14 protein-coding genes are annotated in these 14,591 nt (G+C 50.3%); 7 read left to right on the top strand and 7 right to left on the bottom strand.

The features are described from left to right. Positions 1-17: 17 nt before the first annotated feature. Positions 18-602, bottom strand: coding sequence for a TetR/AcrR family transcriptional regulator (locus tag B5D63_RS30190; RefSeq protein WP_078672603.1), 585 nt, complete (start codon positions 600-602; stop codon positions 18-20). Positions 603-757: 155 nt separating this feature from the next. Then, positions 758-1,231, bottom strand: coding sequence for an Lrp/AsnC ligand binding domain-containing protein (locus tag B5D63_RS30195; protein WP_078672604.1), 474 nt, complete (start codon positions 1,229-1,231; stop codon positions 758-760). Between the two features lie 282 nt (positions 1,232-1,513). Here B5D63_RS30195 and B5D63_RS30205 point away from each other — a divergent pair, with 282 nt between their 5' ends. Next, on the top strand, positions 1,514-2,389 hold the full coding sequence (locus tag B5D63_RS30205) for a class I SAM-dependent methyltransferase (RefSeq protein WP_078672606.1): 876 nt from the start codon (positions 1,514-1,516) through the stop codon (positions 2,387-2,389). Here B5D63_RS30205 and B5D63_RS30210 read toward each other — a convergent pair. Continuing rightward, complete coding sequence (locus tag B5D63_RS30210) at positions 2,386-2,802, bottom strand: response regulator (RefSeq protein WP_078672607.1); 417 nt, start codon at positions 2,800-2,802, stop codon at positions 2,386-2,388. The two genes, B5D63_RS30205 and B5D63_RS30210, sit on opposite strands and share 4 nt — an antisense overlap. Positions 2,803-2,985: 183 nt before the next feature. Here B5D63_RS30210 and B5D63_RS30215 point away from each other — a divergent pair, with 183 nt between their 5' ends. Further along, the gene (locus B5D63_RS30215) at positions 2,986-3,657 is read left to right on the top strand and encodes a DUF4136 domain-containing protein (protein WP_078672608.1); all 672 of its coding nucleotides are present in this window, start codon (positions 2,986-2,988) and stop codon (positions 3,655-3,657) included. Positions 3,658-3,849: 192 nt separating this feature from the next. Continuing rightward, positions 3,850-4,074 carry a DUF3820 family protein gene (locus B5D63_RS30220; RefSeq protein WP_078672609.1) on the top strand — a complete coding sequence of 75 codons (225 nt, stop codon included), beginning with the start codon at positions 3,850-3,852 and terminating at the stop codon, positions 4,072-4,074. 89 nt (positions 4,075-4,163) lie between these two features. Here B5D63_RS30220 and B5D63_RS30225 read toward each other — a convergent pair whose 3' ends face one another. Beyond that, entirely contained in the window at positions 4,164-4,649 is a 486-nt protein-coding gene (locus B5D63_RS30225) for a bactofilin family protein (protein ID WP_235021666.1), read from the bottom strand. Positions 4,650-4,667: 18 nt separating this feature from the next. Continuing rightward, complete coding sequence (locus tag B5D63_RS30230; RefSeq protein ID WP_078672611.1) at positions 4,668-5,732, bottom strand: ParM/StbA family protein; 1,065 nt, start codon at positions 5,730-5,732, stop codon at positions 4,668-4,670. Positions 5,733-5,976: 244 nt separating this feature from the next. Between B5D63_RS30230 and B5D63_RS30235 the strand changes: the two genes are divergently transcribed. Together B5D63_RS30235 and B5D63_RS30240 are read left to right on the top strand one after the other, a co-directional pair. Continuing rightward, complete coding sequence (locus tag B5D63_RS30235) at positions 5,977-6,357, top strand: hypothetical protein (RefSeq protein ID WP_143313201.1); 381 nt, start codon at positions 5,977-5,979, stop codon at positions 6,355-6,357. 138 nt (positions 6,358-6,495) lie between these two features. Next, on the top strand, positions 6,496-8,349 hold the full coding sequence (locus B5D63_RS30240; protein ID WP_078672613.1) for a M1 family metallopeptidase: 1,854 nt from the start codon (positions 6,496-6,498) through the stop codon (positions 8,347-8,349). 54 nt (positions 8,350-8,403) lie between these two features. Here the strand turns inward: B5D63_RS30240 and B5D63_RS30245 are convergent, their stop codons facing one another. Beyond that, positions 8,404-8,661 carry an acyl-CoA-binding protein gene (locus B5D63_RS30245; RefSeq protein WP_078672614.1) on the bottom strand — a complete coding sequence of 86 codons (258 nt, stop codon included), beginning with the start codon at positions 8,659-8,661 and terminating at the stop codon, positions 8,404-8,406. 198 nt (positions 8,662-8,859) lie between these two features. Between B5D63_RS30245 and lepA the strand changes: the two genes are divergently transcribed. Both lepA and B5D63_RS30255 read left to right on the top strand, forming a co-directional pair. Then, a complete protein-coding gene (gene lepA / locus B5D63_RS30250) occupies positions 8,860-10,653 on the top strand; it encodes a translation elongation factor 4 (RefSeq protein ID WP_078672615.1) in 1,794 nt (597 codons plus the stop codon). Positions 10,654-10,797: 144 nt separating this feature from the next. Then, positions 10,798-13,221 (top strand): AsmA family protein, encoded by a 2,424-nt coding sequence (locus tag B5D63_RS30255; RefSeq protein ID WP_159456221.1) that lies wholly within the window; start codon positions 10,798-10,800, stop codon positions 13,219-13,221. Here the strand turns inward: B5D63_RS30255 and B5D63_RS30260 are convergent. After that, entirely contained in the window at positions 13,218-14,513 is a 1,296-nt protein-coding gene (locus B5D63_RS30260; protein WP_078672617.1) for an O-acetylhomoserine aminocarboxypropyltransferase/cysteine synthase family protein, read from the bottom strand. The two genes, B5D63_RS30255 and B5D63_RS30260, sit on opposite strands and share 4 nt — an antisense overlap. Positions 14,514-14,591: the final 78 nt, after the last annotated feature.

The following is a 14,591-nucleotide window of genomic DNA, read 5'->3' on the forward strand; positions in this document are numbered from 1 at the left end:
TTGATGAAAAAAAAGTGTCAATGAATAGGGGAGAGATTCAGTTCTATTAAAGCGGAGAGTCCTTCGGTATTCGGATACATCCGCCGGGTAATATTCAGGCCGTTCCACAGGTTCACCAGGTGCCGGGCCAGTACCGGCGCCGGCGTTTTGGTTTTCAACCGGCCGCTCTGTTGCCCGTTTTCCAGGATAGTGGTGAACAGCTGTTCCATCTGCTGCAACCGGTGAACGGCTTTCCTTTCCAGTGCCGGTTCGGTGTGGGACAGTTCCGCCACGGTGTTGCCCATAAAGCAGCCTTTCATATGCACGGCGCGGCTTTCTTTGGCGATATCACGGAAGAAGTCCAGCACGGCAGCTACCGGGTCATCCCCCGTGGCAACCGCCGCTTTTAGTTCGGTAAAAGCGCGGGTGCTGAACTGCTCCAGCGCTTTTTCGAAGAGCTCCTGTTTGCCGCCGGGGAAAGCGTTGTAAAAACTGCCTTTACCAATTCCCATAGCTGCCAGAAGGTCCTCCGTAGACGTGGCTTCGTAGCCCCGTTCCCAGAATACGGCAGTGGCCTTACGGACCACTTCCTGCTCGTCAAATATGCGGTTCCTTCCTGCCATGGTGGAATAATAGTTAAATTGTACTGAATGGTACAAAAATAATCAAAAAATGGAATCTGCCAAATTTCCTTTCGGAACGAAGGTTTATCCGGGAAGAAGAAGGAGATCGAAAAAAAGAATGAAGGCGGCAAGGCCTTCATTCACTGTTATATCCGTTAACTGATTTCGCTGACATTGACAGGGCGCGAGAAACTTTCTTCGAGCGAGATAATTGTTTCCGTACGCTCAATCCCTTTGATATGCTGCAGATCATCCTGCAGAATTTTACGCAGCTCGGCACTATCGCGGCAGATGATCTCGGCAAACATGCTGTAGGCGCCGGTCGTGTAATTCAGCCGCACAATCTGCGGAATCTTCAGCAACTGTCTGGCCACGTTTTCATACAGAGAACTCTTTTCCAGGTAGATGCCAATAAAAGCCAGCACATCGTAGCCAATCGCACGAAGATTGACCTGTAGCCGTGTACCTTTAATCACGCCCATTTCATGCAGTTTCTTAATACGCACGTGGATGGTGCCGCCTGATACAAACAGCTTTTTCCCCAATTCGGCGTAAGAGATACCGGCATCTGTTGACATTTCTGAAATGATCTGTAAATCTAATTTGTCAATATTTAAAGAGTGGCTCATTTTCGCAGGGCGATTTAGATTATTTTCTAAAAATATGCATTTTTTTGCAATAATCGCAAAAAAATATGAATTCCAGGCTTCTTTGAATTGTTTTTTCCGGGGAGCGGTTTTGCACCTGTACGGAAGTGCGTATCTCCGGCATTCCTTTATCGTTGCGGAAGGCTACCGGTGACGAATATACGCTGTAGTCCGGGAAACGATATTCCTTACAATAACACGACAGCGAAAAGTTGATAATGTCGTCCTGATGACGTATATTGTATATCTCCAAAAAGACACATTATGAAGGAATCTGCCTCGAGTAAAACCGCGCAGTATATGGCACTATTCCGTGCAATGGAAACCACCCGCTCAAAAACAAAAAGACTGTTTACCGATAAATACGCCCATCTCTTTTTACCACCCGGTTTAAAGGTAGCGGCACGGTTGAGCCATCTGCGCGCTTTCCGTAAGGTAGCTGAAAACATTATCCATAAAAAGATTCCCGGTGCTTATACTTCCGGTATCGCCCGGACCCGCCTGATAGATGAGCTGCTGGAAGAAGCTGTCCGTAAAGGCGCCCGCCAGGTAATGATCCTGGGCGCCGGCTTCGACACCCGCGGACTACGGCTACCGTTCCTGCACGGCATGCCCGTCATTGAAATTGACCATCCTAACACAGCCAGGTACAAATTGTCCCGGCTCAGCAGGCACCATATCCCCAGGCATATCCGCTATTACCAGATAGACTTCAATAAACAAAGCCTCGATCAGCTGGGGGCGCAGCATCACTTTGATTTTTCCGTTCCAACGGCTTTCGTCTGGGAAGGGGTGACCAACTACCTCACAGCGGAAGCGATTGACAACACCTTCGCTTTCCTGCAGCGGTTTGCGCCAGGTTCTCATGTCATCTTTACCTATATTCATCAGGAAGTGCTGGATAATCCTGCGGCTTTCACCGGGGGAGAGAAGTTACTGAAGGATGTAGCCGGCCTGGAAGAAAAATGGACCTTTGGCTTCGTCCCATCCTCACTGCCTGCCTTCCTGCAGCACCACGGGTTCTCCCTCCTGAAAGACCTGGGGGCGGATGAATACCGGTCGCTTTACCTGAATGGAAGAGAGAAAGAAGAGGGATACGAGTTTTACCGGGTAGCTTTTGCCCGCCGCATGTCAGACTAATGTAAGGAAGTGTCTCCGGCCAATACCACTTTCAATAATCTGCAAAGCTCGTCAAACCGCGTAGGTTTGGTAATATAGTCTACCGCCCCCATAGAGCGGGCGGCGGAAATCTCCCGTGGTTCGTCACTGGTGCTGTAAATGATCACCGGGATATTTTTCAGATGGTCGATATCTTTGATCCGCTTCAGGAATACGATCCCGTTCATCAGCGGCATGTTGAGGTCCAGAAAAATAAGATCGGGCCGGTAGGCATGGGTACAAAGATTATCCAGCGCCTCCTGGCCGTTGCCGGCCGTGAGGCACTTTACGGGATGATCCAGTTCCGCCAGCGCCAGTTTAAATAGCTCCTGGTCGTCTGTATCATCGTCCACCAGTAGCAGCGTTTTCAGCTTCCCATAGTCCTTGTATTGCATATAGCGGTCTCCAGATTATAAATGTACGCTTAATTATCTGAATAAAAGGTGCGCAAAACCGGTTATAATTCCTTCACGCTCACGCCTATATGTACTATTCTTCTCCTGAACTTTTTGACATTGTGGATGTTATCCTTGTAGGATCGAAAACCGCTTTACAGCGATTCGTTAAAAAAAGATTTTATGCGTACTCCATCTGTATCTTTTAGCCGCCGCTTCCGGGGACCCGTTGCCCTGCTGGCGATAGCGCTTTTTATAGCAGCCTGCGGCACTTCCGTTCACATGACAGGTACCTGGAAAGATCCCGGCGCCGAAATGGGCGGTTATCACAACATCCTGGTGGCGGGCCTCAGTTCCAATCAGACGGCAAGGGGAACGGTGGAAAGCAGACTGGCTGCCCAACTGCAACAGCACGGCATCGTGGCCGGAAAGAGCATCGATTTGTTTCCGCCCAACTTTGACCCGAAAAAAGAAGAATCGGTAAAAACCGCCTCCGAAAAAATTACTGCGGCAGGTTATCAGGCGGTGCTGACGGTGACGCTGGTCAACAAAGAATCTGAAACCCGGTATGTGCCGGGCACCGTGATGTATGCGCCTTATCCTGCCTATGGCTGGTATGGCCGCTTCTGGGGCTATTACGGCTACATGTACAATTCGGTGTACTCCCCGGGGTACTATACCACCGACAAAGTGTATTTCCTTGAGAGCAACCTGTACGACCTCACCAAAGACGGAAAACTGGTATGGTCCGGTCAGTCGGAAACCTACAACCCCAATAGCCTCGAATCGTTCGCTACCGCTTACGCTAAAGTGGTGACGGAAGCCCTGCAGAGAAACGGGCTGTTACGCCGTTAGCGGCAAGGCCGGTCGTAGCAGGTTCTGTCCTCCGGGAACTGGTATTTTTCCTCCCGGCTGTACACAGGCTGTTACCGGGAAAAGAGATAAAATCGCACAGTACGTTTTCATTGCAGGGAATTAGTGCTGAGAAAATCAAATTACGAAGAAGTATGATAAAAGCCTAACTTGCCCCCTTAATCGTTGATTTTTATGGAGATGACCCAACCGAACCCGGAGATACTGCAACAGCTGGTAACCATGAAAATGCCCTTCGGGAAATACAAGGACGTTATTTTGTGCGATTTGCCGGTCAGTTATTTGGAGTGGTTTCAGCGCAACGGTTTTCCCAAAGGGAAACTGGGCATGATGCTGGAAACCATGCTGGTCATCAAAATGAATGGGCTTAGCCACCTGCTGACTCCCCTGAAAAAATAAGGACCACCGGAAATAAAAGAGGCCGCCTCGTTAACGGGCAGCCTCTCCAAATAACGTTTAAGTATATACGTTGTTTTAGTCAGGACTTGTTAAAACCAGCTGGTGGTCTGTTCTTCTTCGTTGGCGGCCGGCGCGGCAGGAGCTGCTGCAGCGGCTATGGGAATGGTTTCTCCCGTTACCGGAGAGAGAGGTTGTTCTGTAACAGGCGGTGTTTCCGCTTTGGGTGTGGGCAGCACATTTTTCCGGATGGCGCCTTCCACAACGGCGCCTTCTTCCAACTCCAGGACAATGGCATTCACATCTCCCTTGACGAAGGCTTTATTACTGATATGCGCTTTGTTGCTGATATAAACGTCTCCATACACTTTCCCGTGTACAACGAGGTCGGCCGCATAAATATGCCCTTTAATGCTGGCGGTTTCACTAACCACCAGTTTGCCGGTCGTTTTTACGTTGCCCTTTACGTTTCCGTCAATCCGTCCTGAAATGGTAGCGTCGATGCTGCCGTTTACGGTTACTTCTTTAGGGATACGAAAAGCTCCCGGTACAATAATGTTTCGGAAAAAATGTCTCACACTTATCACACAAACGAATTAGAGGGTTATGGGATTATTTACGACTGGTTGATGCTCGTCATCGAACGTAGAGATAATAGAACTGGAGTTGCCGAGATCGAGGCCAACGCTCCTTTGTGGTTTATTGTCTGAAATCCGAAGACTGTTATAAAGATAACCAATACTCATGAGTTTTTCAGGATCAGGCGCTACCTCAACCGGAATAAAATCACGGAATTCTTCCTGGAAAGCATCGGTCAGTTCTTTGTAGTAAGCGCCGCCACCCATCAGGTATATTTTCTCGCAGCTTTCAAAGTCCAGATCGGTGAAGTAGCTGCGCATCAGTGGAGACACCACCTCTTTGTAGTACTGTGTCAGCACGCCTTTACGCATTTCCCGCAGGTCAATGCGCTTGCGGTTGGTGAAAATAGAACCTTTCATAAAGGCATCGTCCACCTGATGCTCGTTTTTCATTTCCAGGTAATGTTTCTGGTTCAGTTCACGGGTCAGGTTGTTGATAGCGTAACGGATGCCGTGGGAACTGAAGCAGGTACGGTGTACCAGTCCGTCGCCGGTGGCCATGCCGCCTTCTATGGTGCCGAAACCAAAGCTGATGGCGATGAAGTTGTCCAGCTGGGGTTCGTTGATCGTCTTTTTCAGACCGATGATACCGCCAACGATCTCAGGGATGATCTCATACTTTTCGATGTCGAACATCGCTTTTTTGTAAGACCCTTTCGTATTGTAAGTCTGCGTATCGTAATCGATCAGGAAATGCCGCTTGCTCAGAAACTGCTCCGCTGCGGTTTTGTAGACGTTGTAAGTGGAAAAGGGAAAACCCATGGTCAGCGCAATAGGCTGCTGTACCTTGTCGGCCGTATTGAGCAGCGCTGCTTTGAACAGAATTTCATAGTCTTCTTCAGTAGGAGCCGCATTGGTGATCCTACCCGGATTAATGCCTCCCCGTTTGGCCAGGTTGCCTACCAGATACCAGGTTTCATCTTTTTTGATCTTCAAGCCGTTGAGTAAATCTTTGCTCGAGTTTTCGGTGTTCCCAAAGGCCGTCTCAAAAACGCTGGGGAAACTGGTTGTAGTTACTTTCATAGTGTTGTATTGATAATAACGGTTGTTTTCTCAATTTAGCCGGGATGAGGGTTTCATCATGATACTAAACAGGGCTTAAATATATAAAATATTAATAAACAAGGGGATGACAATCGCTGAATGTAAGTTAAATTTAATACAGCTTCCCTGAATTTCAAAATCCCCACCATACTAAAAGGTCCCGATTGCCGTTTTCCTAATAGTCCCCCTTGTCCCAACCTACTCACTTCTTATCTGGTTTTTCATGAGATCCATGCGATACGCCTGGCTGCTTTCAGTGCTGCTATGGGCTTGTAACTCCTCCCGGAAAATTTATACCGCCCCCGCCATCGGCGCGGAAGCACAGTTCGATAAGGGACTGCGTCCCGAAAAACATCCCAAATACCTCTTCGATAAAAAGACGATGAAAGATATGGAACGCCGGGGGGCAGTATCTGACTACAACAGTAAAAGACGAAATACCGCGCCCACCGCTCCGGTTAAAAAAGCCGGCGGTGAATCTGCTCCCGCAGACTCCAGCGCACATCCGACAGATAGTACCGGCGCCCCTTTGCCGCAACCGGCAGACAGCCTGCGTACCCCACCGGACAGCACGCACCGGTTTTCGGCAGACAGCAACCGCTAACGGCGTCATGGACATTATACCGCAGCCAATCTGTATAACTTGTTCCTCTTAACTACCCTGACCTCGCACTGTCACTGGGAAAATCCCTATTTTTGAAAAACAAGCCCTTCTGTTGCGAAGGCACTTTACGACTGATGTATGATGAAAAAGCGATTTCTTTTTTTACTGTTGCTGGCGGGCTGGCAACAGGTTACGGCCCAATCCCTGTTCATGCCCCGGAATATCCGTCAGGCTTATGAGAAACAAACACGGAGCGAAAGCGGCGCCCCCGGCCCGCGATACTGGCAGAACAAAGCCGGCTACGATATCCGGGTGAAGTTTGAACCCGCCACGAACCTGGTATCCGGTTCAGAGACGATTGTATATACCAATAACAGCCCCGACACACTGCGGTATCTGAATTTCAAGTTGTTTGCCAACCTCTTCCAGCACGGCGCCGTCCGTAATATGAAGGTGACGGCGGAAGACCTGCACAAAGGCGTGGCCATTAAGAATTTTAAAATCAACGGCACGGCCCGCAAGGTATCGGCGGTTACGGGTACCAATATGCCCGTCGCCATAGACGACCTGGCGCCGGGAAAACAGGCGGAAATCACGCTCGACTTCTCCTATACGCTGAACGAAAACACCCATATCCGTACCGGCACCGTAGACACCGGCGCCTACTTCCTGGCCTACTTCTTCCCGAGAGTGGCGGTATATGATGATATCAACGGATGGGACATGATCCCCTACAGCGGGGTAACAGAATTTTACAACGATTTCAGCGATTTTAAAGTAGCGATTACCGTACCCGGCAACTACCAGGTATGGGCTACCGGCGATCTGAAAAACGGGCCGGAAGTATACACCGGTACCTACCTGGAAAGGATTGCCCGGGCGGAAAAGAATGATGGCATTATCGATATCATTGACAGTACCGATATCCGGAAGGGGAATATTTCCCCCCGCAACCCCTTCAATACCTGGCGGTTCGAAGCTTCCAATGTCGTGGATTTTGCTTTCGCTGCCAGCAACCACTATTGCTGGAAGGCCACCAGCGTGGAGGTGGACCGCGCCACCAAACGCCGTACCCGGGTAGACGTGGCTTTTAACACAGCACATGCGGACTATTTCGAGGTGATCAACTACGCCCGTGCCACAGTCGATATGATGAGTCATCATTTCCCGAAATGGCCTTTTCCTTATCCGCATATTTCCGTATTCGACGGGTTGGACCAGATGGAATACCCCATGATGGTGAACGACAATCCCGTTCCCGACAAGGCGGGCGCCATTGAACTGACCGATCACGAGATTTTCCATACGATGTTTCCCTTTTACATGGGCACCAACGAAACGATCTATGCCTGGATGGACGAAGGCTGGGCTACCATTGGGGAGTGGCTCATTTCACCGATGATCGACGCTACGATCGTGGACAATTACGGCATGTCCAACTACAATGCGATTGCGGGCAAAGCACAGGACCTGCCCATCATGACACCGTCCAACCAACAGACGGACGCCTATATGACCAACGCTTATCCCAAGCCGGCGTTGGGTTATTTATATGTGAAAGATATGCTGGGCGACAGCCTCTTTCTGAAAGCGCTGCACCATTATATCCGCACGTGGAACGGGAAACATCCGCAGCCTTACGATTTCTTCAACTGTATGAATGCAGGTGCCGGGAAAAACATGAACTGGTTCTGGAAAAGCTGGTTCTTCGATGAGGGTTATCCCGATCTGGCCATCGGGAAAGTGGACCGCAACGGGCGGCGTTACGAAGTGACTATCCTTTCTAAAGGCAGCAAACCGGTGCCGGTGGACCTGACGGTGACGTTCGAGGATCAGACCAGGCTGCAACTGCATAAAAGCATCGCCTGCTGGGAGAAAGGCAACAAAACGGTGATCATTCCTTTCACCACGTCCAAAAAAGTCAGTAAAGTAACGCTGGGCGGCACCTGGTCGGCGGACGTAAATCCGGCTGACAATGTGAAGGTGCTATAAAATAAAAGCGGCTGGCCCCACAAGGCCAGCCGCAGTATCTTAACCCTGGAGGCATCAGCCTTTCAGACGTTTTACCAGGTCGATGTATTCCTGCATGGCCGCCTCCCTGGATTTGCCTTTCAGGGCCGCCCAGGCTTCATGTTTGGCCTTCGCCACAAAGTCAAACGGGTTGGCCGGCGCATCAGTGTCCACATCGCCGGTGGAACCCTGTTTATAAAGGCTGTATAATTGCAGCAGTATCTCGTTGGACGGCTTCTCAGAGAGGGTTTTGCTTTCAGCAGCCGCTTGTTCAAATTGTGCGGTCAGGTCCATAACATTCAGGTTTTAGATCAAATAATACCCCCGAGGGGATTTATATCTAATATATGAAAAATTGACAATCCGCATGTAGCATGTTTATCAAAACATAATCGCCCTAAACCGCTGACTAATAAACAATTTTTAATACCTTTGCGGCCTGAAAAGGCTTAACCTGGCATTTTAACCGCCACGGAGCCAGTAAATCAACATATGAAGAATATTCGCAATTTTTGTATCATTGCCCATATTGACCACGGTAAGAGTACCCTGGCTGACCGATTATTGGAATTTACCAAAACGATCTCCGATCGTGATATGCAGGCGCAGGTGCTGGACGACATGGACCTGGAAAGGGAGAAAGGCATCACCATCAAGAGCCATGCTATCCAAATGAACTATACCGCCAAAAACGGCGAAAAATATACGTTTAACCTGATCGATACCCCCGGCCACGTAGACTTTTCCTACGAGGTGTCCCGCGCACTGGCCGCCTGTGAAGGCGCACTGCTGCTGGTAGACGCTGCCCAGGGCATCCAGGCGCAAACCATCTCCAACCTGTACCTGGCACTGGAGAACGACCTCGAGATCATCCCTGTCATCAACAAAATTGATATGCCGGGCGCGATGATCGAAGAGGTGAAAGACCAGATCATTGAACTGATCGGTGTAAAAGACGAAGACATCCTGCTGGCGTCCGGTAAAACCGGTATCGGCATCGAAGACATCCTGGAAGCGATCGTGACCCGTATCCCGGGACCCAAAGGCAGCCTCGAAGCGCCGTTGCAGGCGCTGATCTTTGACAGCGTGTTCAACTCTTTCCGTGGTATCATCGCGTATTTCCGCGTGTACAACGGTTCCATCAAAAAAGGAGATAAAATCAAGTTCGTCAATACCGGGGAAGAATATGAAGCCGATGAAGTAGGTATCCTTAAACTGGGACTGGAGCCCCGTAAAGAGGTATTTGCCGGCGACGTAGGTTATATCATCACCGGTATCAAGAGCGCCAAAGAAGTAAAAGTAGGGGACACCATCACCCTGGCAAGCAGACCTTGCGAAGAAGGTATCAAAGGCTTCCAGGAAGTGAAGCCCATGGTATTTGCCGGTATCTTCCCGGTAGTAACTGAAGACTTTGAAGAGCTGCGCGAATGTATGGACAAACTCCAGCTCAACGACGCCTCCCTGACTTACGAACTGGAAACTTCACAAGCGCTGGGCTTCGGTTTCCGTTGCGGCTTCCTCGGTATGCTTCACATGGAAATTATCCAGGAACGCCTCGAAAGGGAGTTTAACCAAACGGTGATCACTACCGTACCGAACGTGGGCTTCATTGCGCACACCACCAGAGAAGGCGTGGTGATCGTGAACAACCCGAGCGAAATGCCGGACCCCACCAAACTGGAAAGGATCGAAGAACCTTTCATCCGTGCACAGATCATTACCAAACCGGAATATATCGGTAACATCATGACGCTTTGCCTTGGTAAACGTGGTATCCTGCTCAACCAGAGCTACCTGACCACTACCCGCGTAGAACTCATGTTTGAATTACCGCTGACAGAGATCGTATTTGACTTCTACGATAAACTGAAGAGCCAGACCCGTGGTTATGCCTCTTTCGACTATACGCCGATCGGTTTCCGCGACAGCGATATCGTGAAAATGGACATCCTGCTCAACGGTGACAAGGTGGATGCCCTCAGTGCGCTGATCCACCGCAGCAGAGCGCAGGACTTCGGCCGTAAGCTCTGCGAAAAACTGAAAGACCTGCTGCCCCGCCAGCAGTTCCTTATCGCCATCCAGGCTGCCGTAGGCGCTAAAATCCTCGCCCGCGAAAACATCAGCGCCATGCGTAAAGACGTGACCGCGAAATGTTATGGCGGTGATATCTCCCGTAAACGTAAACTGCTGGAGAAACAGAAGGAAGGTAAAAAACGTATGCGTCAGATCGGTAACGTGGAAGTACCGCAGGAAGCGTTCCTGGCCGTGCTTAAACTGGACGACTAATGAACAAAATTTAGAAATTAAAAATTTTCAGATGATAACAGCGAAGGTTCTACGGAATCTTCGCTGTTTTTATTTTTCGGAAAAGCGGAATTTTTCGTAAACTGTTTACGTGTTCGAATGTTATACCCTTTAAACATCCATTACATGCGTAAATGGCTCAAAGTTGTGCTGATTGCAGGAGGAAGCCTCGTAGCCCTGATTATTCTTTTGTCTGTTGGACTGGCCCTGTATATTAAAGGTAATAAGGCTGCTTTTCTGAAGCAGATTACCGACCAGCTGAATGATAATATCAATGGCCAGCTATCTGTGGAAGATATGGAGCCATCCCTTTTCAGAAGCTTCCCCAATGTGTCCATCGCCCTCAAAAAAGTGGTCCTCCGCGACAGCCTGTGGCAGCAGCACCATCACGCCCTGTTGGATCTCGACTATGTTTTCGTACGGGTAAACACGTTATCACTGTTACGCAAACACGTAGATGTGAAAGAGGTGGCCCTGGAGAAAGGCAATATCTACCTGTTTACCGACAGTACCGGTTACACCAATACCTCGGCGCTCGCTGCCAGTAAGCCTGGCAAGAAAAAGGACACGTCCCGCGATGCTGATATCCGGAACATTGGCTTGTCACAGATCACATTTACGATCGACAACCGGCAGAAGTTTAAACTTTTCGAGCTGGACATACAGCAGATGGATGGTAAGCTAAAGAGCAGCGACTCCGGTATGCACCTGGATATGCGGTCGAAGATCCTCGCCCGTAGCTTTGCGTTTAATACCAACAAAGGGAGCTATCTGAAAAACAAGACGCTGGGCCTCGACCTCTCCCTGTTCTTTAATAAGACCTCTAAACAGCTGATCATCCCGGAGCAGCAGATAAAAATAGACCAGACACCGGTGCGAATAGCCGGAGTCTTTGATTTCTCACAGAAGCCGCCGCCGTTCCGCCTGAAGATCAACGCCAACCAGGTGCTGTTGCAGGACGCTGCTTCCTGGCTGTCACCCAATATCTCCGGAAAGCTCGCCGCCATCCACCTGACGGCGCCGCTGGACGCGGAGGCTAACCTCGAAGGACATATGAAATTCAGGGATACGCCCCGGGTGGCGGTAACCTGGAAGACGACGAAAAACACGCTGGTGACGGCCGCCGGGGAGTGGAGCGACTGTAGCTTCACCGGGCGGTTCAACAATGAAGTGCTGCCGGGCGCCGGGCATAACGATGAAAACTCCGCCGTGAATATTTTCGGCCTGAAAGCTTCCCTCGGGGAGGTGCCGCTCGAGGCAGATACCATCCGGGTGGTGAACCTCAAACATCCGCTGTTGCGCGGGCATTTCCGGTCGCAGTTCCCGCTGTCGCACCTCAATACTGCCGCCAGCGAGGTGCCGATACTGTTCAGCGAGGGGACTGCGGCGGCAGACCTGTATTACACGGGGCCGGTATTAAAAGACGACAATACCCCGTCGGCCCTGGAAGGAACGGTGCAGGTGCAGCGGGGCGGATTTACCTATCTGCCGCGTGACCTGACGTTTCATGACTGTAGCGCTACGCTGCAATTTACCGGGCAGGACCTGCTGGTGCGTAATGTGCGTATCCAGTCCCGGAAAAGCGCCCTGCAGATGGAAGGGACCGTCCGTAATATGCTGAACCTGTATTTTACGGCGCCGGAGAAAATAGAGCTGGATTGGAAGATCAGAAGCGCGTTGGTAGACCTTAATGAATTCAGGAGTTTCCTCACCGCCCGTCGTAAAGGGAAGAAGGCGGTACATAAGAAAAAGGCCGGAACAGAGAGCAGGGTAGGCCGGCAACTCGACAAGGTACTGGCAGCCAGTAATGTGAAAATGGATGTAGCGCTGGACAAGATCGTGTTTGAGCGTTTCACTGCACAGAATGTAAAAGCGCTCATCGCCATGACAGAATCGGATATCCAGCTAAGTAAAATTGGTTTCCAGCATGCAGGCGGTACGGCCCAGGCATCGGGCAGCGTACATCAGCAGGGCGCCAATAATACCTTTAAAATAAACGCCAATATATCCAACGTGCATATCGCACAACTGTTTTATGCTTTCAGCAACTTTGGGATGGAATCGCTGAAGTCCGACAATCTGCGGGGCATCGTGTCAGCCAAAGCGGATATTAAAGGCAACGTGCTGGACAATGGGACGCTGGCGAAACATGCCTTATATGGTGCGGTCAACTTTAATTTGCGCAATGGCGCACTTGTCAACTTCGGGCCGCTGGAAGATATCGGTAACTTTGTGTTCCGTCGCCGGCGGCTGGACAGCATTACCTTTGATAACCTCAGCAATACCCTGCAGATACAGGGAAGTAAGATCCTGATACCACCGATGCGGATAGCTTCCAGCGCCGTGAATATTGATGTGAATGGGGTATATGGCCTTGCCGGCGGCACCAATATCAACCTCGACGTGCCGTTGCGCAACCCTGCCAAAGACTCCGCTATTACCGATAAAGCAGAAAAACGGCGCAGAAGCAGGAAAGGTATTATCCTGCATCTCCACGCCGTTTCAGGTAGTGACGGAAAAGTAAAGATCAAACTGGGCAAAGGCGATTAAGCGCCAAAGGCCTGTTGGATGTCTTCCTTAATGTCGTCTATATGTTCTACGCCAAGGGATATACGTAGCAGGCCAGGCTCTACGCCGGCTGCCCGCTGTTCCTGTTCGCTGAGCTGCGAGTGGGTGGTGGTGGCCGGATGGATGATCAGTGTTTTGCTGTCACCCACATTTGCCAGGTGGTATATTAACTGTAATGACTGTACGAACTTATCGGCTGCTTCTTTGCCACCTTTTATTTTGAAGCTCAATACGCCTCCAAAGCCATTCTGCAGGTATTTCTGCGCCAGTCCGTGGTATTTGTTGCCTGGCAGACCGGGGTAGTTGACGTACTCCACCTGTGGTTGTTGCAGCAGCCATTGCGCCAGCTGCAACGCGTTGTCTACTGTTCGTTGTACGCGCAGTGACAGGCTCTCCAATCCCTGCAGGAACAGGAATGAGTTCTGTGGCGCCAGTGCAGGGCCCCAGCTGCGTAAGCCTGTCACCCGGGCGCGGATGATATAGGCAATATTGCCAAACGGGCTATGGGAGCCAAATACTTCCCAGAACTTCATACCATGGTAAGCATCATCGGGTTCGCTGAATTGTTTGAATTTCCCGTTGCCCCAGTTGTAATTTCCTCCATCCACGATGATACCGCCGATACTGGTGCCATGCCCGCCGATCCATTTGGTGGCCGCTTCCACCACTACATTGGCGCCATGTTCCAGCGGACGGCAGAGATAACCGGCCGCACCAAAAGTATTGTCCACTATCAGCGGCAGGTCGTGTTTACGGGCAATGGCACTGAGCTTTTCAAAGTCGGGAATGGCAAAGCCCGGGTTACCGATGGTTTCCACGTAAATCGCTTTTGTGTTTTCATCGATCTGTTTTTCAAAGCTCTCCGGGTTATCCAGGTCGGCAAAACGGGCGTCTACGCCAATTCTTTTAAAGCTCACTTTAAACTGGTTGTAGGTACCGCCATAGAGGTAGGAGGAAGTCACAAAATTATCACCCGGGAGCAGGATATTGTGCAGCGCAATGAACTGCGCCGCCTGTCCGGATGCTACCGCCAATGCGCCCACACCGCCTTCCAGCGCCGCTACTCTTTTTTCAAATACGTCGGTGGTGGGGTTCATGATTCGGGTGTAGATGTTGCCGAACTGCTTCAGTTCAAACAAATCGGAAGCATGTTCCGCGCTGTCGAACGTATAGGAGGTTGTCTGGTAAATAGGTACGGCAGCCGATTTGGTAGTAGGGTCGGGGCTATACCCGGCATGTACCTGCAGGGTCTCGAAGTGTAACTTCCTGGACATAATCTGGATGTTTAATAGTTAAGGTAGCTAAATTAGTCTACAAATATAGTAGACTAATTTAGATTTCCAAATGCCCGG

The organism is Chitinophaga eiseniae (genome assembly GCF_900167135.1).
Classification (GTDB): domain Bacteria; phylum Bacteroidota; class Bacteroidia; order Chitinophagales; family Chitinophagaceae; genus Chitinophaga; species Chitinophaga eiseniae.